This is a genomic window from Streptococcus oralis subsp. dentisani (assembly GCF_007475365.1).
In the GTDB taxonomy this organism is placed as follows: domain Bacteria; phylum Bacillota; class Bacilli; order Lactobacillales; family Streptococcaceae; genus Streptococcus; species Streptococcus mitis_AX.
The window spans coordinates 424,250-450,048 of sequence record NZ_CP034442.1 but is presented as its reverse complement, the minus strand read 5'-3'; the positions used below and the strand labels follow the sequence as shown (position 1 = coordinate 450,048).

Below are 25,799 nucleotides of genomic sequence, written 5' to 3'. Positions count from 1 at the left end.
AGCTTTTAGGCCATGTTCAATTCTATCTATAGTCTATCAGATATCAGATACTTCCGCCCTAGAATATTTGTACAAGATTCAGAGGTGTATATTTCTATAACCTATCCTTTAATTTCTCAACAAAGAGATAAGCTGCTGGGCAGGTCAAGGTATTCTTAATCGTCAAATGATTTATTTGATGGATCTTTTTACGATCTGTATGGGGAAATTCACGACAGGCCTTGGGACGAACGTCATAGATGGAGCAGAGATTGTCTCCTCCTAGAAAGGGGCAAGGCATGGATTTGAAAACTTTATCCCCATCTTCATCCACCTGAAGGAATTCCGCTTCAAAAGCTGGTAATTTCATCTTAAAGTATTTGGCGATACGGGTAATATCAGCTTCTTTGAAGTTGGGTCCCAATGTCTTGCAACAGTTAGCACAGGCAGTACAATCAATCTCATCAAAGACTTCTTGGTGAATCTGCTGGGCAATCTTATCTAAGTTTTTAGGAGGTTTTTTCTTTAGATTAGCTAACACTTTGCGGTGCTCCTTCTGCTTTTGCAGTGCTAGTTGGTGGTAATACTCAATATCAATTTCTTTAGACATAATTGCTTTCTAATACAAGTGTTTTTGTCTATTATACCATAAACACTGCCTCCTTTTTGCCCCCTGAACAGAAAAAAAGCCCTTCGGATAAAATCCGAGGGGCTTAAAACGTTGTTAAATCAACGACCGAACTTTTGAATTTCAAGGTTCGGGATAAAATAGTTCACTGAACTATTTTATTTTTTAAGGTTGTAGAATGATTTCAATCCACGGTATTCAGCTACTTCACCAAGTTGGTCTTCAATACGAAGCAATTGGTTGTATTTAGCGATACGGTCTGTACGTGAAAGTGAACCAGTCTTGATTTGTCCTGCGTTAGTTGCAACTGCGATGTCGGCGATTGTTGAATCTTCAGTTTCACCTGAACGGTGTGATACAACGGCAGTGTAACCAGCTTCTTTCGCCATTTCAATAGCGTCGAATGTTTCAGTAAGAGTACCGATTTGGTTAACTTTGATAAGGATTGAGTTAGCTGCGCCTTCTGCAATACCTTTTTCAAGGTAAGAAGTGTTTGTTACGAAGAAGTCGTCACCAACCAATTGAACTTTACCACCAAGACGTTCAGTAAGAGCTTTCCAACCATCCCAGTCGTTTTCGTCCATACCATCTTCGATAGTGATGATTGGGTACTTGTTTACCAATTCTTCAAGGTAGTCGATTTGTTCTGCAGCAGTACGTACAGCAGCTCCTTCACCTTCGAATTTAGTGTAGTCGTAAACTTTACGTTCTTTATCGTAGAATTCTGATGAAGCACAGTCAAATCCGATAAATACGTCTTTACCAGGAACATATCCAGCAGCTTCGATAGCAGCAAGGATAGTTTCAACACCGTCTTCAGTTCCTTCGAAACGAGGAGCGAATCCACCTTCGTCACCTACGGCAGTTTCCAAACCACGTGATTTAAGGATTTTCTTAAGAGCGTGGAAGATTTCAGCACCCCAACGAAGAGCTTCTTTGAATGATGGTGCACCAGCAGGTACGATCATGAATTCTTGGAAAGCGATTGGAGCGTCAGAGTGAGAACCACCGTTGATGATGTTCATCATTGGAGTTGGAAGAACTTTAGTGTTGAATCCACCAAGGTAGCTGTAAAGTGGGATTTCAAGGTAGTCAGCAGCAGCACGAGCTACAGCGATAGACACACCAAGAATTGCGTTTGCACCCAATTTACCTTTGTTAGGAGTACCATCAAGTGCGATCATAGCACGGTCGATAGCTTGTTGGTCACGTACATCGTAGCCGATGATTGCTTCAGCGATGATGTTGTTTACGTTGTCAACAGCTTTTTGTGTACCAAGACCACCGTAACGAGATTTGTCACCGTCGCGAAGTTCAACTGCTTCGTGTTCACCAGTAGAAGCTCCTGATGGAACCATACCACGTCCGAAAGCACCTGATTCAGTGTAAACTTCTACTTCAAGTGTTGGGTTACCGCGTGAGTCTAGGACTTCGCGAGCGTAAACATCAGTAATAATTGACATTTTTTACTCTCCTTTGAGTTAAATTTTTTACACCTCTATGATACCTTAAAAATAAGCGTTTTTCAAGAAAAAACGTTATCTTTGTGCAAATTTTCCTTAACTTTATAAAGTAATCGCTTTCTTTTGTCTGTTTTCTTGCGTTTTTTGTGATATACTGTTTTTATGACAGATTTATCAAAACAACTACTAGAAAAAACTCATGGTGGGCCGAAATTAAACCCAGATGAACAACGCCGCTACCTCGGTACTTTCGAGGAAAGAGTTCTTGGCTACGCGGATATCAATACTGCCAATAGTCCTGAATTAGAACATGGATTTTTCTCTATTTTAGAGGGCTTTCAAGAAAAGGTAGAGGAACTTTTTGTGAAAATCTCACCAAATATTGAGTTTGACAAACAGGTCTTTTACTTAAAACAAGCAAAGGAAAGCAACTGCCAGGCGACTATTGTTTCAGACGATCATATCACCTCTCCTTTTGGTCTAGTTATTCACACGAATGAACCTGTTCAAGTAGATGAAAAGGACCTTAGACTTGCATTCTCGAATCTCTGGGAGGAGAAAAAGACAGAAACTCCGAAAAAATCCATCTGGAAAAAATGGTTGGGTTAATCCTTCCTCAACTTTAATAAACGACCAATATTAGCAGCTGTGTGCTCCAAATAGAGGCTTGCATTTTTCAGACTATCTTCTAGTGGTTCACTTTTCTCTAAAATAGAAAAGGCTGCCTGTATATTTTCGAATGGTAGGGGAGGCAAATCGTCAGCAAGACTACCGCAAATAGCGATAATAGGAACTCCGTTAGGGGTTCTTTTTGCTACACCGATAGGAGCTTTTCCAGCAAAGCTTTGACAGTCCAGTCTGCCCTCTCCGACAATAACCAAGTCAGCACCTGCAACTTTCTTATCAAAGTCAATCAAATCCAAGCAAGTATCAATCCCAGATACGATACAGGCCTCAGCAAAAGCACATAGCCCAGCAGCAATCCCACCACCAGCTCCTGCTCCCTTCAGAGATAGGGTTGAAGGTGAGAATTTTTCATAGAACCCCTGTATAGCCAGATCTACTGTCTCAAACAATGCAGGTTCCAAGCCCTTTTGTTTTCCAAATGTATAGGTCGCTCCTTGGTGGCCACATAGAGGACTCACGACATCTGCTAAAATGCGAATCTTCACATCTTCAGGAATCCTATACAACTCGCTGTCTGAAATTGACTCGAACTCAAGCAAAGTCTGACCGCAAGCTGGCAATTCTTTTCCATTCTTATCATAAAAGCGATAACCCAGACCAGCAGCAATGCCAATTCCACCATCATTGCTTGCGGTACCGCCAACACCGATATAGATTTCTTTCATTCCAAGTTCTATGAGGTGACGAATCAACTCTCCGATACCACGTGTTTGGATGTGGAGGGGATTTCGTTTCTCCTGCGGAATCTTCCCTAAACCAACCAAGTCAGCAACTTCAAAGAGTGCCCTTTGATCTTTCTGAAAGTAGCGCATTGCTTCTTTTAGACCAAAAGGTCCCGTCACCTCTTGCCATTTTTCTTCGAGTTCAAGAGAATGGCGAATAGCGTCTACAGTTCCTTCCCCACCATCACCAACAGGACAGAGCAGACATTCTACATCTGCTATCGATTTTTGGAATCCTCTTTTTATAGCTTGAGCGACCTCTTCTGCCGTCAAACTTTCTTTAAAAGAATCAGGTGCAATTACAATCTTCATAGTTCCCTCTCATTCTAAGAAATCAATCAAAGGCAAAACTTCTAAAAGATCCCTTGTATCTACATGACAAGCTATCTCAACTTTTACGAATTCTTTGGCACAAAAGGCTATACCGTGGCCTGCTGACTTTAACATCAAGAGATCATTGGCACCATCACCGATGGCAATCGTTCTTTCTTTGGGCAGTTCTAATTCCTTTCTCCAATTCTCAAGAGTAGCTTGTTTTACTTGGGCTGTAACAATTTCACCAACTAGTCGACCTGTTAAAAAGTTGTCTTTGACTTCCAACTGGTTGGCAGAGAAATAGGAGATGCCAAGGGATTCTGCTAATCTCTCAACTATTGGTGTAAATCCACCAGACACTAGACCGACTAGAATGCCCTTCTTTTGAAGTACGGAGATAAATTCTTGGGCATTTTTGGACAGATGAATGGATTTGAAGACAGTATCAAAGACCGAAATCGGAAGACCTTTTAACAAAGCCACTCTCGCTCGTAAACTCCTTTCAAAGTTCAGTTCACCTCGCATTGCCTGTCTTGTAATCTGCGATATTTCTTCTTCGCAACCTGCTTCTTTTCCTAAAAGATCAATCACTTCTTCTGCTATCAGGGTGCCATCAACATCCATGACACACAGGCCTTTTACTTGGATCATCACTTCTCCTTTTCTCTAAACAGCCCAAAAATCGTATGAAAGAATCATACGATTTTATCTATTAGTTGACTAAACTATGGTACAAGTCAAGATAAGACTTACAAGCTGTGTCCCATGAGAAATCGCATTCCATAGCTTGCTTTTGTAGATTTCTCCAAACATCTGGCTGGTTCTTATAAACATCCAAGGCTGTTTGGAAACTCCAGTTAAGCCAGTATGGTGTTAAATTGTCAAAGCTAAATCCAGTACCAGTTCCTTCGATTGGATTGAAGGATTGAACTGTATCTCTTAGTCCGCCAACCTCATGAACCAATGGTAGAGTTCCGTAGCGCATTGCCATCATTTGAGATAAGCCACATGGTTCAAAACGACTTGGCATGAGGAAGAGATCACAAGCTGCGTAGATTTCTTGAGCAAGTTTGACGTCGAAAGTGATATTTGCTGATAGCTTGTCAGGATAGACTTGCGCAAACCATGAGAAGGAATGTTCAAAAGCAGGATCTCCTGTCCCTAAAAGGACTATTTGAACGTCCTCTTGTAAGAAACGATGCAAGCTTTCTACAACAACATCAAAACCTTTTTGGCGTGTCAAGCGAGAGACAACCCCAACTAGTGGAACATCTGCTCGTACTGGTAGACCAACTCTCTCTTGCAATTTTGCTTTGTTTTGTGCTTTTCCTGACAAGTCATCCTTATCAAAATGATAGTCTAAAAGAGCATCTGTCTCTGGATTATAGAGATCAGTATCGATTCCATTAACAATACCCGAAACCTTACCTGACTCCATACGAAGAATCTGATCCAAACCGCAACCAAACTGACTAGTCATAATCTCGTGTGCATAGCTAGGAGATACGGTTGAGACACGATCCGCGTAGAGAATACCTGCTTTCATCCAGTTAAGACAGTCATTCCAACGAAGGGTGCCATCAGCATAGCGTTCAAATCCTACACCGAACAAATCCCACAACATTCCTTCAGAAAACTGACCTTGGAATTCCAAATTATGAATAGTTAAAACGGTTCTGATTCCTTGATATGCCTGAATCCATCTGTATTTTTCCTTCAAGAGAAAAGGAATCATAGCGGTGTGATAATCATGGGCATGGAGAATATCTGGAATGAAATCAATTCGCTCCATGGCTTCAAGAGCAGCCAGTTGGAAGAAGGCAAAACGTTCACCATCATCGAAATCTCCGTAAACATGACCTCGGAAGAAATACGTTTGATTGTCTACGAAGTAGAAGGTAACACCATTCAAGACGGTCTTCTTAATACCACAGTACTGTCTACGCCATCCTACACTCACTTCAAAGTGAAGAACATCCTCAATCTGGTCGCCGAATTTAGCCTCTACCATGTCATAGTAAGGTAAGACAACCGCAACTTCGTGCCCTGCCTTTACCAGTGATTTTGGAAGAGCGCCAATGACATCTCCCAAACCACCTGTTTTTGAAAAGGGCGCACCCTCTGCTGCTACGAATAAAATTTTCATGAATGAATATCCTCTGTAACTTTTTCGCCTTTTTTGACTACAACTGGGTGTTCTGCAGTACCGCGAATAACGACACCGTCAGCAACTTCAACCCCTTTGTCCAAGATGGCATATTCAACTTGGGCACCTTGACCAATCACAACACGTGGGAAGAGAAGACTGTCTTTAACTAGACTATCCTTATGAACGTGAATATTACGTGATAGGACCGACTGAACTACTTCACCCTCTATGATACTACCAGAGGCGAACTGCGAAGTACTTACCTTAGAGGTGTTTGAGTAGTAAGTTGGTTCTTCATTCTTAACCTTGGTATAAATTTTTTGGTTAGGTGAGAAGAGAGAGTAGAATTTTTGAGACTCTAGCATATCAATATTGGCTTGATAATAGGATTGAACAGAGTGAACATTGGCTAGGTAGCCAGTGTATTCATAAGCAAAAGCACCTTCTTTAGCTGCCAACTCACGTAAAACATAGCGTAATTTTTCTGGGTATTCTTTTTGAACTTCTTCTTCCAAACGCTTAATCAACCACGGAGTATCAACAACGAATATATCTGTAGACATGTTGAAAAGTTCATCTGTTGATTTGGCATCAAAAAGTTTATGAGAAAGAACACGGTCTGTTTCATCGACTTCCAAGATGGCATTAACATCTGAAATATCCTTTTTAGGTAATTTCTTATAAACAACTGTAATCGGACGACCGGCAGTAGTATGTAAATGGAATACTTGATTGAGGTCAATATTCACCACGATATCACAGTTAAGTGCAACTGTCTGATTTGACCCTGAACGTTTCAAATAAGTGAGAAGCTGTTGGTAATATTCTTTCCCAACTGTGCTACTTTCAACACGCGTATTATAAATACCTAGATAGTAGTGACTGAGAAGGGTAGATAAGCCCCACTCACGTCCTGAACGAATGTGGTCAAAGACTGAACTAATATTGTCTTGTTGGAAAATTCCAAAGACACTACGAACACCAGCATTTGCAAGGCTAGAGAGAGGGAAGTCGATCAAACGATATTTTGCTCCAAATGGCAAACTGGCTACTGGACGATGATCTGTCAAAGTTGACATATCGTGAAAACCAACGGTGTTTCCTAAAATGGCTGAATATTTATCAATCTTCATCTGTTGCTACCCCCACTACTTCATCATATCCTACTACTTGTACTTCGTCTGTTCCATCAATTTCGACACCTTCAGAAATAACAGCACCTTCACCAATGATGGCACGTTTAATTTTTGCACCTTTTCCGATAATGGCACCACTCATGATTACAGAGTCTACTACTTCAGCACCCTCACGTACTTGCGCTTCTGTTGAGAGAATGGAATGCTTAACAGTTCCATCCACGAGACAGCCATCCACAACTAAAGAATCTTCTACATGAGCGTGTTTTCCAATAAAGTTTGGTGGTGAAATCAAGTTCCGTGAGTAGATTTTCCACTGACGATCACGACTATCCAAAGCGTTATTTGGATCAATGTATTCCATATTTGCTTCCCATAGAGACTCGATAGTACCAACGTCTTTCCAGTAGCCTTTGAATTCATAAGCATAAACGCTTTCTCCAGACTCAAGGTAGTTTGGAATAACGTTTTTACCGAAATCTGACATATCTACCTTGCTCTTTTCAGCGGCTACTAGCATGTTGCGTAGACGTTTCCAGTCAAAAATATAGATTCCCATAGAAGCTTTAGTAGACTTAGGTTCTGCTGGTTTTTCTTCGAATTCGACGATACGATTATTGGCATCTGTATTCATGATACCAAAGCGACTAGCTTCTTTGAGAGGCACATCTAGAACAGCTACTGTCAAGCTGGCGTTGTTGTCCTTATGAGACTGAAGCATGTCATCATAGTCCATCTTGTAAATATGGTCACCAGAAAGGATCAAGACGTATTCTGGGTTAACACTGTCGATGTAGTCAATGTTTTGGTAGATAGCGTGGCTAGTCCCTTCAAACCAACGGTTTCCTTCACTTGCAGAGTAGGGTTGAAGGATAGAAACACCTGTATTAATGCCATCTAGTCCCCAGCTCGAACCATTTCCGATGTGGTTGTTCAAGGCAAGAGGCTGGTATTGTGTAATCACACCGACGTTGTGAATCCCAGAGTTAGCACAGTTTGAAAGAGCAAAGTCAATGATACGGTAGCGCCCACCGAATTGCACTGCTGGTTTGGCAATGCTTTGAGTGAGTTTTCCGAGACGTGTTCCTTGCCCACCTGCAAGGATCAAAGCTAGCATTTCATTCTTCATTTTCTACTCCTTTTTGGGTTTTATTTGTGACAGTTTTAGTTGGTTTCAAGCGACGTTTAATCTTCCAGATACTTGCCCCCATAGCTGGCAAGGTGAAGGTCAAGGTCTGCTCATAATCCTTCCATAATCCTTCTTGGGTTTGAACCGTTTGGTTGTATTCTTTCCAGACACCACCCCATTGTTCCAATTCTGTATTCCAAACTTCTTCATAAACTCCCGCGACAGGAAGTCCGATTGTAAAGTCTTTTCGTTCAACAGGCGCCATATTAAAGACACAGACTAGCATTTCACCCTTTTTACTCTTACGAATAAAGGAAAGGACACTCTGATCTCTATTATCCGCATCGATAATTTCGATGCCGTCGTAGCTGGTGTCAATTTCCCAAAGGCAACGATGCTCTTTATAGAATTGATTGAGTTGAGAAGTGAAGTACTTCATCTTAGCATTCATTGGATCTTCCAAGTTAGACCATTCTAGCTGTTCCTCAGACTTCCACTCTAAGAACTGACCATATTCGCTTCCCATGAACAAGAGTTTCTTACCTGGATGACAAATCTGATAAGTGTAGAGATTGCGTAGTCCTGCAAATTGATTGTATCGATCTCCCCACATCTTGTGCATCATGCTCTTCTTACCATGTACGACTTCATCATGTGAGAAAGGTAAGAGATAGTTTTCATTGAAAACATACATAAAGCTGAAAGTCACCAGATTAAAGTCATACTTGCGGTAAATCGGATCTTCCTCGTAGAAACGGAGAATATCATTCATCCAACCCATATTCCACTTGTAGTCAAATCCTAGACCGCCCATTTCTTTCATACCAGTAATCTTTGTTGCTGATGAACTTTCTTCTGCAATCATCATCACATCTGGATGAGCTAACTTGATAACAGTGTTCAAACGTTGAAGGAAATAGTAGCCTTCGTAGTTGAGATTGCCACCGTCTTTGTTTGGAGTCCAAGGAGCATTATCATAGTCTAGGTAGAGCATATTGCTCACAGCATCTACACGAATACCATCTAAATGATAAAACTCAATCCAGAATTTAATGCTAGAAATCAAGAAGGACTGAACTTCATTCTTCCCAAGGTCAAAGTTAAGAGCTCCCCAACCGTAGTTATGGGCCTTATTGTGGTCTTGGTATTCAAAAGTTGGTGTTCCATCGTAATAAGCAAGGGCGTCATCGTTGATGGTAAAATGACCTGGAACCCAATCCACAATTACACCGATATTGTTTAAATGACATTCCTCAACAAAATCTTGGAATTCTTCTGGTCGCCCGTAAGAATGCTCCATAGCAAAGTAACCCATAAGCTGGTAGCCCCAACTTAATCCAAGCGGGTGAGCCATTAAAGGCATAAACTCGATGTGAGTGTAGTTCATCTCAACAAGGTATGGAATGAGTTCTTCCTTGAGTTGTGCAAAGCTGTATGGACTACCATCTGGATTTCTCTTCCAAGATCCAGCGTGGGCTTCATAAATATTGACTGGTCTCTCAAAAAAGCCCCAGCGTTTTCTCCTAGCTAGCCAAAGACCATCTTTCCATTTTTTCTCTGGAATATCAGTCAGGATGGCTCCAGTCTCTGGACGAGCCTCAAAACGGACCGCCAATGGATCAATTTTCATAATCTGGTGCCCATTTGCACGCGTGATATGATACTTATAAATCTGCCCTTCATAAGCCAGACTTGTGAAGACTTCCCAAACACCTGCTTCATTACGAACCATGGGAATTTGATGCTCTGTCCAGTTTGTAAAATCACCAACTAAGTGCACAGCCTGAGCGTTAGGTGCCCAAACACGGAAAGTAAAACCAATTTCTCCGTCTTTTTCCTCTTTATGTGCTCCTAGATAGTGCTGGAGATGAAAATTTTCTCCAGTAGTGAAGGTTCTCAATGCTTCTTGATTATTCATCCAATCCCCTTTCTTTTTGTAAGCGTTTTCTATAATTCTATTATACTATCTTTTAAAAGAACTTTCAAGCAGTTTACGGAATTTCTTAAAAAATATCTTGAAAATTTTGGAAAAATTATCTTAACTAAGCTTTCACTCATTTCAGAGAGAAAAGAATAATTTACATATATTTTCTTAGTATAATACCAAAACATTCGTTATTTTTCAATTTTAAACTGATTTTTTTAGTAAAAATAAAAATCAGGAATGTTATTTCCTGATTTTATAAATTATTTCACATCAAAAACAATGGATTTGACATTTGTCATTGCTTCAATGCTGTATTTAATCCCTTGCACTCCTGCACCAGAACCCTTTACACCAAGGAATGGGAAATTATCTGGTCCACGTTGTGTTTTGTTATTAATATGAACAGTACCGACTTCAAGCTTTTCAGCGATTTCAAATGCCTTCTTAAAGTCATTTGTAAAGACAGAGGATTGAAGACCGAACTCAGATTCGTTGGCAATTGCTACTGCTTCATCCGCATCAGCGACACGGATAATTGGGAGAACAGGTCCAAACGGTTCTTCCCATGCTAATTTCATATCTTTTGTAACTTGGTCAAAAAGCGCTGGCCAGAGAAGATTGCCTTCACGCTTGATTGGTGTAAGAGCTTTAGCACCTTTTTCTTGTGCATCTTCGATCAATCCCCAGATGAAATCAGCTGAAGCATTATCAATAACAGGTGTAATATCAGCATTATCAAATGGGTCACCAACGGTTAGCTTAGCAACTTCTGCTTGAAGTAATTCAGCCAATTTATCCGCTACACTTTCCACAACCAAGACACGCTTGATGGCAGTACAACGTTGTCCTGAATAGCTAAAGGCTCCACCGACGATTTGTTTAGCTGCGTGTTCCAAGTCTGCATCTTCGAGAACAATAGCTGCATCTTTCCCACCAAGTTCAAGCATGATAGGACGCATTCCAGCTAAACGACCGATTCGCTCACCAATTGGAGTCGAGCCAGTAAAGTTGATAAAGTTAACTTCTTTGTGTTCAATGATATAGTCACCGATTTCAGAACCTCGTCCAGTTATCGTATTAAATACCCCCGCTGGAATACCTGCCTCATCAAAAGCCTTGGCTAATAACAGACCTGAGATAGATCCTTGTGTTGGCGGTTTAAACATGACGACATTCCCTGCAATCAAAGCCGGAGCAATCTTAGATCCAGAAAGGTTAACTGGATAGTTAAATGGCGCGATAGCTAAAACGACACCAACTGGCTCACGACGGACAACGGCTAGTTTGTTTTTACTTGCAGCTTCAAAACCGCCACCTTCCATTGCTTGTCCAGTGATACGGAGACCTTCTTCTGCAGCAAAACGAATCAAATCTGCTGTACGTACTACTTCTCCAATGGCTGCTTTTATCCCTTTGGCAACCTCTTTGGCAAGAATTGTACCAATTTTTTCTTTATCGCGTTCTAAAATAGCTGCTACCTTATGCAGATAGGCTGCACGTTCAACTGGTGCTAAATCACGCCACGCCGGTAGAGCTGCACGCGCAGCTTTCATAGCCTCATCTACTTCAGCCTGACTCATAGCTGGTACTGTCCCCAGCTTTTCCTGATTAATGGGTGAATAGATTGTAATTTCCTTTTCAGATGATTTCCAATTTCCATTTACTAAATTCTGATATCTTGCCAATTTTCTTCCTCCTGAAAATGATTAAGACTTATTTTATCAAATTTTCAGAAAATTACAACCCTTTTTGTGAAAAAATTGAGATTTTTTTCACAATCTTGATCCTTCAAATTATTTGAAACTTAATTCTACTCTTCATTAAAAACCTCATAAATGACAAAAAGGATTAGATAATCTAACCCTTTTTACTACATTAATTTATGAGAGCACTTTTAAAACTGCGACACTAATATCATCAATAACATTTTCTTGTTTTGAACGACTGTTGGTAAGGAACATTTCAAGCTTACCTGCATTTTCAAAGTAGAAGGAAGTTCCCTTAGCATTGAATACAACCAATAAGTGCTCTGCTCCACCGTGAATCTCATAAACAATCCACCCGCTATTCTCAGCAGCTGTATGGACAAAGACATGACGGTAAATTTCTTCATATGTTGGATAAGAGAAAGCACTGATTTGCGTTTTTAGGCGGATAATCTGACGAATAAACTCAATGCTGTCTTGGCGTTCATTGATCAGATCCCAGTTGACTTGGTTAACACTGTCCGGAGCATTATAGCTATTCATAGCACGTTCTCGGTCTGCAGGAGTTAGTTCTCCATGTTCACCAGTTGGAAGCAACTTAGTTCGTCCAAACTCTTGACCTAGTTCTATAAAGGCCATTCCTTGCATGAGAAGATTCATAGCTGTCGCTGTCTCAACCTTGCGCATAATCTGGTCGGAACTCTTATCAGGATGAAGGGTTGCTAGCAAGTCATGAAGATTGTAATTGTCATGAGCTTCAACATAGTTGAGAACTTGGTTTGGACTGAGATAGGATCCCAACTCTCGGCTACCAAGAATAGCCTTGGCGACGATTGGTTCTGTAGCAGCACCACTCACAAATCCTGATTTGATTGCTCCATAAACTTCTCCTCCTTTGATCGCATCACGCTGGTTATCGTTAAAGAAACCTATATTTGGCATCTGATAGGCGTTATCCTTCTTAGCCTTGTCATAAGGAGCTAGACCTGTTCCCATATCCCAGCCTTCCCCATAAGTGAGAATACGCGGATCGACCTCATCCAGTGCCCAACGAATTGCCTGCATAGTTTTGACATCATGAATGCCCATCAAGTCGAAACGGAAACCGTCAATATTGTATTCTTTCACCCAATAAAGGATGGAATCAATCATATACTTGCGGAACATCTCGTGTTCACTTGCAGTTTCATTTCCTACCCCCGTACCGTTTTGAAAAGTTCCATCACGATTCATACGATAGAAATAATCGGGAACAGTTGTCTGGAATGGAGCGTCCACTGTTGAGAAGGTATGGTTATAAACCACATCCATAATGACACCGATTCCTGCATCATGATAAGCCTGAATCATGGTCTTGAGGTCTCGAATAACTTGTCCGGGATCATCTGGATTACTAGAGAAACTTGTTTCTGGAGCATTGTAGTTTTGAGGGTCATAGCCCCAGTTATAGGTTACATTTCCGTTCTCGTCATATTCCTTATGGCGATCAAATATCGGTTGAAGTTGAACATAGTTGCAACCAAGTTCTTTAATATAGTCAAAGGCGGTTGCTTGGCCGTATTGGTTAACCGTTCCAGTCTGAGCAGCACCCAAGAAGGTTCCGCGGAGTTCTTCAGGAACACCAGATGTAGGCGATTTGGTAAAATCACGAATATGCATTTCACAGATAACTGCTTTACATGGATTCTCCAAACGCCATGGAGCTTCTGTCCCATGTTTGACTTCGAATCCTTCTACTTGTCTGTCTTTATGAGAAAGAATTACGGAACGTTTTCCGTCGGGACTTGTGGCAATCGTGTAAGGGTCTCTCGTCAAAGTCTGGTGGTGAGGAAATTCAATTTTATACTGATAAGCTTTACCTGCAAGATTTTCATCTAAGTCTAGACTCCACACACCAATGGTATTGTACTTATGACTGTATGAATAGCTATTCCCACGCTCTAGATTAAAGGTTTTCCAAATCTGTGCATCGTTACTAGTGTTTTCATAGACAACCACCTGAACAGCTGTAGCTGTTGGAGCCCAGAGTTTAAAACTGGTCTGGGAATCAGATCCTTGGCAGCCCAAGTCTCCCTGATATCCCCAGTGATGATCAAAACTAGCGCTATGGATGGCTTTATCAAAGGCAAATGGATTCTGATCCTTATAATATGGACTAGCAATAGCTGGATTTTCTGAATAATACACAGTCTCGACTCCCTCTAAAATCCATGCTTCTGTCAGCAAGGGATAGTAGTTAAAACGTACAAGATATTCTTTTAATACACCATCTATCTCGGCTTTGAAGGTGAAACTATCCACCTTTTCCTGACTGGTCACGGTAAAAGAAAACTGAAGACCAAAATAAGTGGTCTCTGAAGTTAAAGGGTTTTTGTTTTCATCTCGGTCTGTGCTAAATGAGCAAGCTGTATAATCTCCATTTTTTCTATGAAAATGGAGAAGAACGGGATAATTGTACATGTTTTTTCCTAATTCCTATTTTAATTTTATTTGATTCTGATGGATTCAGTTGGCATTTCATCACGATGGACAACAGATTTTAACCATGTCAAAACACATCAGGAGAGATAGTTTGAGACTATCTAACACCTAGTTCTCAACTATTCTTTACAAACTTTCTAGCCAAGCTTCATCTCGAACTTCGATACCAAGTTCTTGTGCTTTTTGGAGCTTGCTTCCTGCATCGGCTCCTGCTACGACTAGATCTGTTTTCTTGGATACACTGCCTGTGACTTTGGCTCCAAGACTTTCGAGTTTACTTTTTGCTTCTGAGCGTTTGAGACGTTCCAATTTTCCTGTCAGAACTACTGTCAAACCTGACAAGGCCGCATCTGCCACTACTGTCTGTCCTTTGTAATCCAGATTGACTCCAGCTTCTTTCAACTCGTCTAAGAGAATCTTCGATCCTTCTGTAGCAAAATAAGTCTGAAGACTTTGGGCAATCACACTACCCAAGCTTTCGATACTTGCCACTTCCTCTGGATCTGCCTGAGCTAAATTTTCAATAGAGTGGAAGTGTTGGAGCAAGAGCTGACTAGCCTTACTTCCGACATGGCGAATTCCCAGACCAAACAAGAGCCTTTCAGCAGAGTTTTCCTTAGATGCTTGAATGGCCTGATACAGTTTAGAAGCAGACTTTTCCTTGACGCCCTCTAAAAGGAGGAATTCGTCTTCTTTCAAACGGTAAATATCTGCCACATCCTTTACCAAATTGGCAGCAAAAAGTTTTTCAACGATAGATGGACCAAGTCCTGTAATATTCATGGCATCTCGAGAGGCAAAGTGAATCAGACCTTCCATGATTTGAGCTGGACAGCGAGGATTGATACAACGAAGAGCTACTTCATCTTCAAAGTGAAGCAACTGGCTATCACAGCTTGGACAATTAGTCGGAATATCTAGTTTTTCTTCAGAAACACGCTTGGACTCTACCACACGCAAAACAGCAGGGATAATATCTCCAGCCTTATAAACGATAACCGTATCGTCTTTTCGGATATCCTTTTCAGCGATATAATCTACGTTATGAAGGGTTGCACGGCTTACAGTTGTGCCAGCAAGCTGAACAGGTGTGAGATTGGCAGTCGGGGTCACAACACCCGTACGACCTACTGTCCAGTCAACTGAAAGGAGTTGAGCTTCTTTTTCTTCAGCAGGAAATTTATAGGCGATTGCCCACTTGGGTGCTTTAACAGTAAAGCCGAGTTCTTCTTGACCTGCTAAGTCATTGACCTTGATTACCACTCCATCAATATCGTAAGGTAGTTTCTCCCGTTCTTGTCCTACTTCTTGGATAAAATTCCATATCTCATCCATGCTTTCAGCCAAGATTCGTTTAGGATTAACTACAAAACCAAGTTGTTCAAGATGCTCCAAGACTTTTTCTTGGCTATCACGAGTAGAAGGGCTGGCTTCTTGATAGAGGAAAGTCGCAAGATTACGCTTGGCCACTACTGCTGTATCCAACTGACGGAGGGTTCCTGCAGCTGCGTTACGAGGATTGGCAAATTCAGGCTCTCCATTTTCTTGGCGAGCTTGGTTGACCTGGTCAAAAGAAGCGCGTGGCATGTAACACTCCCCACGAACGGTAATATCAAGTTCTTCTGGCAAGGTCAAAGGAATGTCCTTGACACGCTTGAGGTTTTCTGTGATATTCTCACCAATAGAACCATCTCCACGTGTCGCCCCAACGACAAAAATCCCCTTTTCATACGTAAGAGAGATAGACAAACCATCGATTTTCAGCTCACAGATATAGGTGGGATGGGGTAACTCCTTACGAACACGCGCATCAAAAACTTCTAACTCTTCACGTGAAAAAGCATCCTGCAAACTATAAAGAGGATACTGATGACTGTATTTTTCAAAACCATCTAAAACCTTACCACCAACACGATGGGTCGGACTGTCTGCTAAAACTTGATCTGGATAGGCAGCTTCCAACTCGACCAACTCTCGGTAGAGGCGATCATACTCACTATCTGACACCGAGGGATTATCACTCGTATAGTACTCGGTCGCATAGCGGTTGAGCAAGGCAACTAACTCATTCATTCTTTCATTCATAATCCCATTTTACCACAAAGCAAGCCCTCCTCACAATAGAGAAGGACTGAAAAATGGATTGTGGAGAAATATTTTCTAAAAAAGAGAAATTATAACTCTTTTTTAAAATGACTTCGTACATAAACGAGGGATAAACAAGACAGGGCAATAACCCCGCTCCCAATTATCAGGAAAGAAGAGAGATGAACACTTGGTAGCACCGTCATAAAGCCTTTTGCAATCGGCATAAATAGGATGGCTAAGGTAAAAATTGTGCTTAGTACCCTTCCCAAGTATTCCCCCTCAACCTTGGTTTGCACCTGAGTAAAAAAGTGAATATTAAAAATCGTCATAAACAGTTCACAAACTAAATTTCCAGAAAAGGAAAGAAAAGTTGGCAGTGGCAATCCCATCATAAAAACTCCAACTCCAGTCAAAGCCAATAGAATCAAAAGATTATAAACACTTGCCTTTATTTTACTAGCTAGAAGAGCTCCGATAATCGAACCAATAGCGCCCATAGTCAAAATACTCGCATAAGCTCCTTCTACCCCGTATAGTCGATTTGAAAAAGGGAGGAGAAATTCAAAAGCTGCAAAAAAGAAATTAACACTGGAAGCTACTAACAAAAGGAAAAAGATCTCTTGCTGGCGCCAGATATAGCCAAGTCCTTCTTTCATATCAGCAAAAATATTTTTCCAGCTGAAAGTCTTTTTCTCTTGTTCCTGAGTCTCTTTTTGGGGGAGAAAAGCTACTAATGTAAATGCGATGAAAAAACTAATGGCATCTAAAATAAGCGTCATATGGAGACTGGCAAATTGTAAAACGATGAAAGAAAGTACAGGGGAGCTAACGCCTACAACCTGCAAAACGAGCTCTAAGCGAGCATTATAGGTCACAATCTCGTCTTTCTCTACAACCTCAGTTATAATGGCTTTATTGGCTGTACGAGAAAATGCAAAGGCAACCGCCTGAACAATATTGGCAAAGATCAGAGCAGCAATCATCAAGCTATCATTTCTGATGAAAGAAATAGCTAAACAGAGAATGCCACAAATCAAGTCTGTCGTCATCAAAATTTTGCGACGCGAAAATCGGTCTGAAATCACTCCGCCAAAGGGATTGACCAGAATCGATGTGACGAGTTCAGAAATTTGGTAAATACCAAGAACAGTCTGTCCTATCGTTCCCATTGATGCTAACCAAACACTATTTCCATAGTCATAGAGCATATTCCCTATTTTATTAATAGCCCCACGACTAATCAACTGGATTGCATGTCGATTCATATAAAAACTCCTCTCAAATTTTGAAACTATTGTATCAAAACTGAAAGGAGTCTCTTTATTTTTCCCTTATTTGGGAAATTTAAGGATTTACAAATTTTTCATAATGTTCCTGATAGTAAGCCACTTGCTCTGGAAGTCCAAGCACATCAAAAATATGCATGGCTTCCTGCATCTGGCTACAACCTTCTTCTTTCAAGTCTCTCTGGTAGAGGGCGAAACCTTTGAGATAATGGAAAATATTGCGCTCATAAAGCTTGATACCATTTCCAATCAACTTCTCCACATAGCCCTCAAAATAGTCCGCATCCGCAAAGGACCGATTTTCCAAACAATGCTGGTAACAGTTAAGAGCTAAAATCAAAACAAGTTTTCGATGCCGACCAATTTCTTTGTAGTAGTCTTCTCGCTCCATGACTTCTCTGCCAATCCGAGCCACATAGTCCACATTGTAGAAAGTATAGAGATTTCCGAAAAGAATCAACTCATACATAGTCCACTCTTCTGTTTGGAAAAGATAATCCGCTACCTTATCCAAATCACTCTGTTCCATACTGTAACTGGCATTTCTCTGACAAATAAGGCCTTGTAGCAGAATCCAATTCAGCTCAAAATAGAGGGGATTGGTCGAACTCTTGGCTTTCTCAAGCTGTTCTTTTTGAAGCTTTTGAAAACCTGTAATATCATTTGAATAATACAATGGAATAATTTGTCCCATCAATGCAACGTGTTCATGATTATGGAAATCTCTAGCCTTATCCATAAAATTTTCAACGGTCACGTGAATATTATCCAAAATCTCAAAGAAACGAGAAACTGCTAGGTCAGACTCACCAAGCTCGAAGCGAGATAACTGAGAGGTTGAGCAAGAATTGCCCGCCGCCTCTTTTAAGGAGTACTTCCCACTAGTTCGAAATTCACGAAATACCTTTCCAAGATGTTCCATTATTACACCTGCTCCGATAATTCTTCCCACTCAAGCATAGCTTCTTCCTGACGGTGGCTGATTTTGTCCAGTTCAGTCTGCAATTCCATGAGCTTTTCAGCATCGTTGGTTTCCAGCATTTGTTCAGAAATGGCTTGGCTTTGACTTTCTAACTCTTCGATTTCAGCCTCTAAACTCTCTATTTGGCGCATGAGCTTACGGGCTTCTTTCTGACTTTCTTTCTGAGCCTGGTAGTCATTAGCTGGACTTGCTTCTTTTTCTTTGTTGCTAGTTGAAGGTTGCTCATTCTGACTCGCTTCTACTTCTGCTTTCTTCTCAACATAGTAGTCATAGTCTCCTAGATAGAGGGTTGAGCCGTTCTCAGACAATTCCAAAACATGAGTTGCCACACGATTGATAAAGTAACGGTCGTGGCTGACGAAGAGCAAAGTCCCATCAAAATCAATCAAGGCATTTTCCAATATTTCCTTACTATCAATATCCAAGTGGTTAGTCGGCTCGTCCAAAATCAAGAAGTTATTGTTTTCCATTGAAAGTTTGGCAAGAAGCAAACGAGCTTTCTCGCCCCCAGACAACATGCCTACTGATTTTTTGACATCATCTCCTGAAAAAAGGAAGGCGCCAAGACGATTACGGATTTCAACTTCTGGTGTCAGTTTAAAATCATTCCAAAGTTCATCCAGAACAGTATTACTTGGTGTCAACTTGCTTTGAGTCTGGTCATAGTAACCCACCTCAACATTGGCCCCAAATCGCTTTTCACCCTTGATAAAGGGAATCTGGTCCACTATCGACTTGATAAAGGTTGATTTGCCAATACCATTTGGTCCGACAATCGCAACAGCATTCATTTTACGAAGGTCCAGATTGATTGGCTCCGACAATATTTCCCCATCATAGCCAATAGCCGCATTTTCAACAGTCAAAACGACATTTCCCGACGTTTTTTCAGACTGGAAGGTCATATTGGCTGATTTCTTGCCAGCTTCAGGCTTGTCCAAACGCTCCATTTTTTCTAGTTGTTTACGGCGAGATTGAGCACGTTTGGTCGTTGAAGCTCGGACTAGATTGCGATTGACAAAGTCTTCTAGAGCCGCGATTTCCTTCTGTTGTTTTTCATAGTTTTTTGCCTCAGTAGCTAGCTTTTGCTCCTTTAACTCAACAAAGCGAGAGTAATTGCCTACATAACGATCTAAGGAATGCTTGGTCAAATCCAGTGTAACCGTCGCAACCTTGTCCAAAAAGTAACGGTCGTGGCTGACAATAATGAGGGCACCGCTATAGTTCACCAAGTAATTCTCTAGCCAGGCAATGGTTTCGATATCCAAGTGGTTGGTTGGCTCATCCAAGACCAAAAGATTTGGTTTTTCAAGGAGCATTTTAGCCAGTGCTAGACGAGTATTTTGACCACCTGAAAGCTCGGCAATTTTCATCTGCCACATAGATTCATCAAACTTGAAACCATTCAAAATCGCTCGAATATCAGCTTCGTAGGTAAAGCCACCAGCCTGTCGAAAATTCTCTGATAAACGATCATAATCTGCCATCAATTTATCCAAATCTTCACCAGACTTTTCACCCATCTCCAACTCCATCTGACGCAGTTGTGTCTCTGTCCGACACAAGTCATCAAAGACGTGAAGCATTTCATCATAGATGGTATTTTCAGACTTAAAACGGCTATCTTGGGCTAGGTAAGACAGAGAGATATCTTTTTTCTTATTGATTTCCCCACTAGTTGGCTCCTCTTCTCCAACCAAAATCTTCAAAAGAGTAGACTTACCCGCTCCATTTCTCCCAACGAGGGCAATCCGATCTCGTTCATCTACTTGCAGATTGATATTATCAAAAAGGACTTCACCTGCAAAAGAACGTTCAATTTTATTAGCTTGTAAAATAATCATATATGTAGTATAGCATGTTTCCCTAAGGGGTTCAAGACTGTAGAATCCATTTCATTTCAAGCTTTTTCAGAAAGTTATGCTAACGTTTTACTAAAATGATAAATCGTGGTATAATGAAAGCGATTAAAAGAATTTACAATAAAGGAGACGCTCAATGACTTACCAAGAAAGTTATCAAAAATGGGTAGATTTTGCTGACCTTCCAGACTACCTTCGTCAAGATTTGGAAAATATGGACGAAAAAACAAAGGAAGATGCCTTTTATACCAATCTAGAATTTGGTACTGCTGGTATGCGTGGTTTGATCGGCGCTGGTACTAACCGTATCAATATCTATGTTGTCCGTCAAGCGACTGAAGGTTTGGCTCGTTTGATTGAGTCAAAAGGTGGAAATGAAAAAGAACGCGGCGTGGCAATTGCCTACGATAGCCGTCACTTCTCTCCAGAATTTGCCTTTGAATCCGCTGCAGTTCTTGCAAAACATGGTATCAAATCTTACGTATTTGAAAGCCTTCGTCCGACTCCAGAACTCTCATTTGCAGTTCGTCACCTCAACTGTTTTGCAGGTATCATGATTACTGCCAGCCATAACCCTGCACCATTTAACGGTTACAAGGTTTACGGTGAAGACGGTGGACAAATGCCTCCTCACGATGCAGATGCCTTGACGACTTACATCCGCGCTATCGAAAATCCATTTGCTGTGGAAGTTGCTGATGTGGAAGCTGAAAAAGCTTCTGGCTTGATTGAAGTTATCGGCGAAGCTGTCGATGTAGAATACCTTAAAGAGGTTAAAGACGTTAACATCAACCCAGCCTTGATCGAAGAATTTGGTAAAGACATGAAGATTGTCTACACACCACTTCATGGTACTGGTGAAATGTTGGCCCGTCGCGCTCTTGCCCAAGCCGGATTTGATTCTGTTCAAGTCGTTGAAGCGCAAGCAACTGCTGACCCAGACTTCTCAACTGTTAAATCTCCAAACCCGGAAAGCCAAGCAGCCTTCGCCCTTGCTGAAGAACTCGGCCGTAAAGTAGGTGCTGATGTACTTGTCGCAACTGACCCTGACGCTGACCGTGTTGGTGTTGAAGTTCTTCAAAAAGATGGTAGCTACCTCAACCTTTCAGGTAACCAAATCGGTGCCATCATGGCTAAATACATCTTGGAAGCCCACAAAAACGCAGGAACTCTTCCTGCAAATGCAGCCCTCTGCAAGTCTATCGTATCAACTGACTTGGTAACGAAGATTGCTGAGAGCTACGGCGCAACTATGTTCAATGTCTTGACTGGTTTCAAATTTATCGCTGAAAAGATTCAAGAATTTGAAGAAAAACACAATCACACCTACATGATGGGATTTGAGGAAAGCTTCGGTTACTTAATCAAACCATTCGTACGTGATAAAGATGCTATCCAAGCTGTTCTTGTTGTTGCAGAGCTTGCTGCTTACTACCGTTCACGTGGTTTGACTCTTGCTGACGGTATCGAAGAAATCTACAAAGAGTACGGCTACTACGCTGAAAAGACCATCTCTGTAACTCTTTCAGGTGTCGATGGTGCTGAACAAATCAAAGCGATTATGGCTAAATTCCGTGACAATGGTCCGAAAGAATTTAACGCTACAGCAATCTCAATCACAGAAGACTTCAAAGCACAAACTTCTACTGCTGCAGATGGTACTGTTACAACCTTGACAACTCCTCCAAGTGATGTATTGAAATACACTCTTGCTGATGGTTCTTGGATTGCAGTTCGCCCTTCTGGTACAGAACCAAAAATCAAGTTCTACATTGCCGTTGTGGGTGAAAGCAACGAAGATTCACAAGCTAAGATTGCCAACATCGAAGCAGAAATCAATGCCTTTGTAAAATAAAGCTTTATAAAAGATGAGACCAACCAATCTCATCTTTTTTCGTATCAAATCCGAGCAATTTTAGAAACTTTGTGGCATACTAGTTTTATCAAAAAAAGAGAGGTATTCTTATGAATCAATTTTTAGAAGATATTAAAGACCTTGAAGTGACTACAGTTGCACGTGCTCAAGAAGCTCTTGATAACAAAGAAACAGCAACCTTCTTCATCGGTCGTAAAACTTGCCCTTACTGCCGTAAATTTGCTGGTACATTAGCAGGTGTCGTAGCTGAAACCAAAGCACACATCTACTTCATCAATAGTGAAGAACCAAGCCAATTGGAAGCCTTACAAGATTTCCGCTCACGTTATGGAATTCCAACTGTACCAGGTTTTGTCCACGTTGCAGATGGTCAAATCAATGTTCGTTGCGACTCCTCAATGTCAGCTCAAGAAATCAAAGAATTTGCAGGATTGTAAAAGACAACAAAAGAAGGCACTCGCCTTCTTTTTATATATCTGTCAGTGGTGTTGCGGTATCTGGGGAAGTATCGTAAACTTTAAAGTCTACTCCTACTCCCAGATCAGCTTGTGCTAGCTGATTGACCATGGTCATATGAGCCAGCTCCTTGATATTGTTTTCTTTGGACAAATGCCCAAGGTAGATTTTCTTGGTCCGATTTCCCATTGCACGAATCATGGCCTCAGCACCGTCTTCGTTAGAGAGGTGACCAAGATCAGATAAGATTCGCTGTTTGAGTCGCCAAGCATAAGAACCTGCTCGCAAGATCTCCACATCATGGTTGGACTCAATGAGGTAACCGTCAGCATTCTCGACAATTCCTGCCATACGGTCGCTGACATAACCTGTATCGGTCAGCATGACAAAACTCTTATCATCCTTCATAAAGCGATAGAACTGCGGTGCGACTGCATCATGGCTAACACCAAAACTCTCAATATCGATATCGCCAAAGGTTTTTGTTTTGCCCATCTCAAAGATATGCTTCTGCGATGAATTCACCTTGCCGAGGTACTTGCTATTTTCCATAGCCTGCCAGGTTTTTTCATTGGCATAAAGATCCATACCATACTTTCGAGCCAACACACCGACTCCATGAATATGGTCGGAATGCTCATGTGTAATCAAAATCGCATCCAAATCCTCTGGCTTGCGATTGATTTCACTCAAGAGACTGGTAATTTTCTTACCTGACAAGCCTGCATCCACTAATATTTTCTTTTTTGGGGTTTCCAGATAAAAGGAATTTCCACTGGAACCTGATGCTAAAATACTATATTTAAAGCCTATTTCACTCATTCTAATCTTCTATTTCGTCCTCCCATATTTCTTCTTTCACTGCGTCCTTATCATAAGGGAGCACGATGGTAAAGGTTGATCCCTTACCGTATTCACTTTTGGCCCAAATAAAGCCATTGTGTTGTTTGATGATTTCTTTGGCGATAGCCAAACCTAGACCAGTACCACCTTGAGCACGACTTCTTGCACGATCCACACGGTAGAAGCGGTCGAAAATCTTCGGCAAATCTTGCTTTGGAATACCTAGACCTTGGTCTTTTATGGATAAAATCATCTGGTCATCAGTAGTTTTCATGCTGACAGTAATTTTCCCACCATCTGGTGAGTACTTGATAGCATTGTTAAGAATATTATCAATCACCTGGGTCATCTTATCAGTATCGATCTCGATCCAAACTGAATTGATTGGGTAATCTCTAACCAGCTCATATTTTTTCTCTTCATCCTGGCTCCTCATCTTATCGAAACGATTGAGGATAAAGGTGATGAAGGCTGTAAAATTAATCAATTCCACATCCAACTGAGTGGTCGCATTATCAATACGAGAGAGATGCAAGAGATCTGTCACCATCCGCATCATACGGTTGGTTTCATCAAGCGAAACCTTGATAAAATCAGGAGCAACAGGATCATATAAGGCTCCCTCGTCTAAGGCTTCAAGATAAGATTTAACACTCGTCAAAGGAGTCCTCAACTCATGACTCACGTTTGAAACGAAGAGTCTCCGTTCGCGTTCTTCCTTCTCCTGCTCGGTCGTATCATGTAAAACGGCAACCAAACCAGAGATGAAACCTGACTCACGACGAATGAGTGCAAAACGCACACGAAGGCTAAGATATTCTCCATTAGCATTTTGGGAATCAATCATCAATTCGGGAATCTGTGTAATGAGGTCACGCAGTTCATACTCTTCCTCTATCTTAAGCAATTCTAGGATGCTTTTGTTCAATGCTTCTTCTTTTACGATACCCAGCTGTTTCTTAGCCATATCGTTAATCATAGTAATCTGACCACGGCGATTGGTTGCAAGAACTCCATCTGTCATATAAGAAAGAATACTGTTAAGCCTTTTTGTTTCTTGCTCCAGATTTTCCTGCGTTAAACGAATAACCTCAGACAAATCATTGAGGTTATTGGTAATGTTGGTAATTTCAGAACTTCCCTGCATATCTAATACTCGAGAATAATCCCCTGCAATCAAATCCTTAATTTTTTGATTAATCTGCTTTAGACGAATATTATCACGGCGATTTTCTAGCAATAGCAAGGTGACCACCAAGATAAAGCCCAGCAAAATCAAAATAAAGATAAAATCACTGGTCAGAATCGTTTGTCTAATATCTTCAATCATTATTTCTCATATAGTACCCCACACCACGACGTGTTAGGATGTATTCTGGACGGCTTGGAGTGTCTTCAATTTTTTCACGCAAACGTCGGATGGTCACGTCCACTGTACGAACATCACCGAAATAATCATAGCCCCAAACAGTCTCAAGTAAGTGTTCACGAGTAATGACTTGTCCAATATGGGAAGCCAAGTGGTACAAGAGCTCAAACTCACGATGAGTCAACTCTAATTCCTCACCATATTTTTTGGCTACGTAAGCGTCTGGCAGAATTTCCAAATCGCCAATCTGTAGGGGTTGGGATTTCTTTTCATCAGTTTCTTGACTATCCACTGAAGCGAGGTCTGTACGACGGAGTAAAGCCTTCACACGAGCTTGCAACTCACGGTTTGAGAAAGGCTTTGTGACATAATCATCTGCACCTAACTCCAAACCAATAACCTTGTCAAATTCACTATCCTTAGCTGAGAGCATAATGATAGGCACACTACTCGTCTTACGAATGGCTTTGGCTACTTCTAAACCATCAATTTCAGGTAGCATCAAGTCTAGAATAATAATATCTGGTTGCTCCGCCTCAAATAGCTCAATAGCTTCTCTACCGTTAAAGGCCGTTACAACCTCATAGCCTTCTTTGGTCATATTGAACTTAATAATATCTGAGATTGGTTTCTCATCATCTACAACTAATATTTTTTTCATATGTTCACCTTTTCTTTATCTATTATAACAAAAAAATGTAAAGAAGGCACAAAT

General features: G+C 41.1%; 20 protein-coding genes. 3 read left to right on the top strand and 17 right to left on the bottom strand.

Translation table 11 applies throughout. The features are described 5' to 3' along the window. Positions 1-94 precede the first annotated feature (94 nt). Complete coding sequence (locus EJF26_RS02370; protein ID WP_000031479.1) at positions 95-589, bottom strand: YkgJ family cysteine cluster protein; 495 nt, start codon at positions 587-589, stop codon at positions 95-97. A 176-nt stretch (positions 590-765) separates the two neighbouring features. Then, positions 766-2,070: a surface-displayed alpha-enolase gene (gene eno / locus EJF26_RS02365; protein WP_000022821.1), complete on the bottom strand. Its 1,305-nt coding sequence runs from the start codon at positions 2,068-2,070 to the stop codon at positions 766-768. Between the two features lie 162 nt (positions 2,071-2,232). On the opposite strand from eno, the gene EJF26_RS02360 reads away from it, so the two are divergent. Then, positions 2,233-2,679 (top strand): DUF1694 domain-containing protein, encoded by a 447-nt coding sequence (locus EJF26_RS02360; protein WP_000131106.1) that lies wholly within the window; start codon positions 2,233-2,235, stop codon positions 2,677-2,679. Here the strand turns inward: EJF26_RS02360 and EJF26_RS02355 are convergent. The 12 genes from EJF26_RS02355 to EJF26_RS02300 form a co-directional block, all read right to left on the bottom strand. Then, entirely contained in the window at positions 2,676-3,791 is a 1,116-nt protein-coding gene (locus tag EJF26_RS02355) for a glycerate kinase (RefSeq protein ID WP_000706403.1), read from the bottom strand. The genes EJF26_RS02360 and EJF26_RS02355 overlap by 4 nt on opposite strands. 9 nt (positions 3,792-3,800) lie before the next feature. Then, positions 3,801-4,445 carry a phosphoserine phosphatase SerB gene (gene serB, locus EJF26_RS02350; RefSeq protein ID WP_000616890.1) on the bottom strand — a complete coding sequence of 215 codons (645 nt, stop codon included), beginning with the start codon at positions 4,443-4,445 and terminating at the stop codon, positions 3,801-3,803. Positions 4,446-4,506: 61 nt separating this feature from the next. Then, positions 4,507-5,940, bottom strand: a complete 1,434-nt coding sequence (glgA, locus tag EJF26_RS02345; RefSeq protein ID WP_000697318.1) for a glycogen synthase GlgA — start codon at positions 5,938-5,940, stop codon at positions 4,507-4,509. Further along, positions 5,937-7,076, bottom strand: a complete 1,140-nt coding sequence (gene glgD / locus EJF26_RS02340) for a glucose-1-phosphate adenylyltransferase subunit GlgD (protein WP_000687022.1) — start codon at positions 7,074-7,076, stop codon at positions 5,937-5,939. Before glgD ends, glgA begins: the two co-directional genes overlap by 4 nt. Further along, entirely contained in the window at positions 7,066-8,208 is a 1,143-nt protein-coding gene (locus EJF26_RS02335; protein ID WP_000787259.1) for a glucose-1-phosphate adenylyltransferase, read from the bottom strand. The genes glgD and EJF26_RS02335 overlap by 11 nt, the downstream gene beginning before the upstream one ends. After that, on the bottom strand, positions 8,198-10,126 hold the full coding sequence (glgB, locus tag EJF26_RS02330) for a 1,4-alpha-glucan branching protein GlgB (protein WP_001064523.1): 1,929 nt from the start codon (positions 10,124-10,126) through the stop codon (positions 8,198-8,200). The genes EJF26_RS02335 and glgB overlap by 11 nt, the downstream gene beginning before the upstream one ends. 269 nt (positions 10,127-10,395) lie before the next feature. Further along, positions 10,396-11,820, bottom strand: a complete 1,425-nt coding sequence (locus EJF26_RS02325) for an NADP-dependent glyceraldehyde-3-phosphate dehydrogenase (protein WP_000135233.1) — start codon at positions 11,818-11,820, stop codon at positions 10,396-10,398. A 195-nt stretch (positions 11,821-12,015) separates the two neighbouring features. Beyond that, on the bottom strand, positions 12,016-14,301 hold the full coding sequence (gene pulA, locus EJF26_RS02320; protein WP_000283096.1) for a type I pullulanase: 2,286 nt from the start codon (positions 14,299-14,301) through the stop codon (positions 12,016-12,018). 147 nt (positions 14,302-14,448) lie between these two features. Then, positions 14,449-16,407 (bottom strand): NAD-dependent DNA ligase LigA, encoded by a 1,959-nt coding sequence (gene ligA / locus EJF26_RS02315; protein ID WP_001005759.1) that lies wholly within the window; start codon positions 16,405-16,407, stop codon positions 14,449-14,451. An 89-nt stretch (positions 16,408-16,496) separates the two neighbouring features. Continuing rightward, positions 16,497-17,675, bottom strand: a complete 1,179-nt coding sequence (locus EJF26_RS02310) for an MFS transporter (protein WP_001079353.1) — start codon at positions 17,673-17,675, stop codon at positions 16,497-16,499. Between the two features lie 79 nt (positions 17,676-17,754). Beyond that, positions 17,755-18,618, bottom strand: coding sequence for an Rgg family transcriptional regulator (locus EJF26_RS02305; RefSeq protein WP_000400533.1), 864 nt, complete (start codon positions 18,616-18,618; stop codon positions 17,755-17,757). Positions 18,619-18,620: 2 nt separating this feature from the next. After that, on the bottom strand, positions 18,621-20,522 hold the full coding sequence (locus tag EJF26_RS02300) for an ABC transporter ATP-binding protein (protein ID WP_000584901.1): 1,902 nt from the start codon (positions 20,520-20,522) through the stop codon (positions 18,621-18,623). A gap of 154 nt (positions 20,523-20,676) precedes the next feature. On the opposite strand from EJF26_RS02300, the gene EJF26_RS02295 reads away from it, so the two are divergent. Next, a complete protein-coding gene (locus EJF26_RS02295) occupies positions 20,677-22,395 on the top strand; it encodes a phospho-sugar mutase (RefSeq protein WP_000222140.1) in 1,719 nt (572 codons plus the stop codon). Between the two features lie 110 nt (positions 22,396-22,505). Continuing rightward, positions 22,506-22,853, top strand: a complete 348-nt coding sequence (locus EJF26_RS02290; protein ID WP_001071322.1) for a DUF6568 family protein — start codon at positions 22,506-22,508, stop codon at positions 22,851-22,853. Between the two features lie 31 nt (positions 22,854-22,884). Here EJF26_RS02290 and EJF26_RS02285 read toward each other — a convergent pair whose 3' ends face one another. From EJF26_RS02285 to yycF, 3 genes are read right to left on the bottom strand one after another with little or no spacing between them, the layout of a single operon-like run. Beyond that, positions 22,885-23,694 (bottom strand): MBL fold metallo-hydrolase, encoded by an 810-nt coding sequence (locus EJF26_RS02285; protein WP_001289489.1) that lies wholly within the window; start codon positions 23,692-23,694, stop codon positions 22,885-22,887. Position 23,695: 1 nt separating this feature from the next. Further along, positions 23,696-25,045 carry a cell wall metabolism sensor histidine kinase VicK gene (vicK, locus tag EJF26_RS02280; protein WP_000568724.1) on the bottom strand — a complete coding sequence of 450 codons (1,350 nt, stop codon included), beginning with the start codon at positions 25,043-25,045 and terminating at the stop codon, positions 23,696-23,698. Beyond that, positions 25,038-25,745, bottom strand: a complete 708-nt coding sequence (yycF, locus tag EJF26_RS02275) for a response regulator YycF (protein ID WP_000723164.1) — start codon at positions 25,743-25,745, stop codon at positions 25,038-25,040. Before yycF ends, vicK begins: the two co-directional genes overlap by 8 nt. Positions 25,746-25,799 lie beyond the last annotated feature (54 nt).

What these genes read in the sequence shown, in the direction of transcription:
- EJF26_RS02285 (WP_001289489.1), bottom strand. Translation starts at nt 23,694, where the DNA reads ATGAGTGAAATAGGCTTTAAATATAGTATTTTAGCATCAGGTTCCAGT.
- EJF26_RS02295 (WP_000222140.1), top strand. Translation starts at nt 20,677, where the DNA reads ATGACTTACCAAGAAAGTTATCAAAAATGGGTAGATTTTGCTGACCTT.
- glgD (WP_000687022.1), bottom strand. Translation starts at nt 7,076, where the DNA reads ATGAAGATTGATAAATATTCAGCCATTTTAGGAAACACCGTTGGTTTT.
- EJF26_RS02300 (WP_000584901.1), bottom strand. Translation starts at nt 20,522, where the DNA reads ATGATTATTTTACAAGCTAATAAAATTGAACGTTCTTTTGCAGGTGAA.
- serB (WP_000616890.1), bottom strand. Translation starts at nt 4,445, where the DNA reads ATGATCCAAGTAAAAGGCCTGTGTGTCATGGATGTTGATGGCACCCTG.
- EJF26_RS02355 (WP_000706403.1), bottom strand. Translation starts at nt 3,791, where the DNA reads ATGAAGATTGTAATTGCACCTGATTCTTTTAAAGAAAGTTTGACGGCA.
- EJF26_RS02305 (WP_000400533.1), bottom strand. Translation starts at nt 18,618, where the DNA reads ATGGAACATCTTGGAAAGGTATTTCGTGAATTTCGAACTAGTGGGAAG.
- eno (WP_000022821.1), bottom strand. Translation starts at nt 2,070, where the DNA reads ATGTCAATTATTACTGATGTTTACGCTCGCGAAGTCCTAGACTCACGC.
- EJF26_RS02290 (WP_001071322.1), top strand. Translation starts at nt 22,506, where the DNA reads ATGAATCAATTTTTAGAAGATATTAAAGACCTTGAAGTGACTACAGTT.
- yycF (WP_000723164.1), bottom strand. Translation starts at nt 25,745, where the DNA reads ATGAAAAAAATATTAGTTGTAGATGATGAGAAACCAATCTCAGATATT.
- ligA (WP_001005759.1), bottom strand. Translation starts at nt 16,407, where the DNA reads ATGAATGAAAGAATGAATGAGTTAGTTGCCTTGCTCAACCGCTATGCG.
- EJF26_RS02335 (WP_000787259.1), bottom strand. Translation starts at nt 8,208, where the DNA reads ATGAAGAATGAAATGCTAGCTTTGATCCTTGCAGGTGGGCAAGGAACA.
- glgA (WP_000697318.1), bottom strand. Translation starts at nt 5,940, where the DNA reads ATGAAAATTTTATTCGTAGCAGCAGAGGGTGCGCCCTTTTCAAAAACA.
- EJF26_RS02360 (WP_000131106.1), top strand. Translation starts at nt 2,233, where the DNA reads ATGACAGATTTATCAAAACAACTACTAGAAAAAACTCATGGTGGGCCG.
- glgB (WP_001064523.1), bottom strand. Translation starts at nt 10,126, where the DNA reads ATGAATAATCAAGAAGCATTGAGAACCTTCACTACTGGAGAAAATTTT.
- pulA (WP_000283096.1), bottom strand. Translation starts at nt 14,301, where the DNA reads ATGTACAATTATCCCGTTCTTCTCCATTTTCATAGAAAAAATGGAGAT.
- vicK (WP_000568724.1), bottom strand. Translation starts at nt 25,045, where the DNA reads ATGATTGAAGATATTAGACAAACGATTCTGACCAGTGATTTTATCTTT.
- EJF26_RS02310 (WP_001079353.1), bottom strand. Translation starts at nt 17,675, where the DNA reads ATGAATCGACATGCAATCCAGTTGATTAGTCGTGGGGCTATTAATAAA.
- EJF26_RS02370 (WP_000031479.1), bottom strand. Translation starts at nt 589, where the DNA reads ATGTCTAAAGAAATTGATATTGAGTATTACCACCAACTAGCACTGCAA.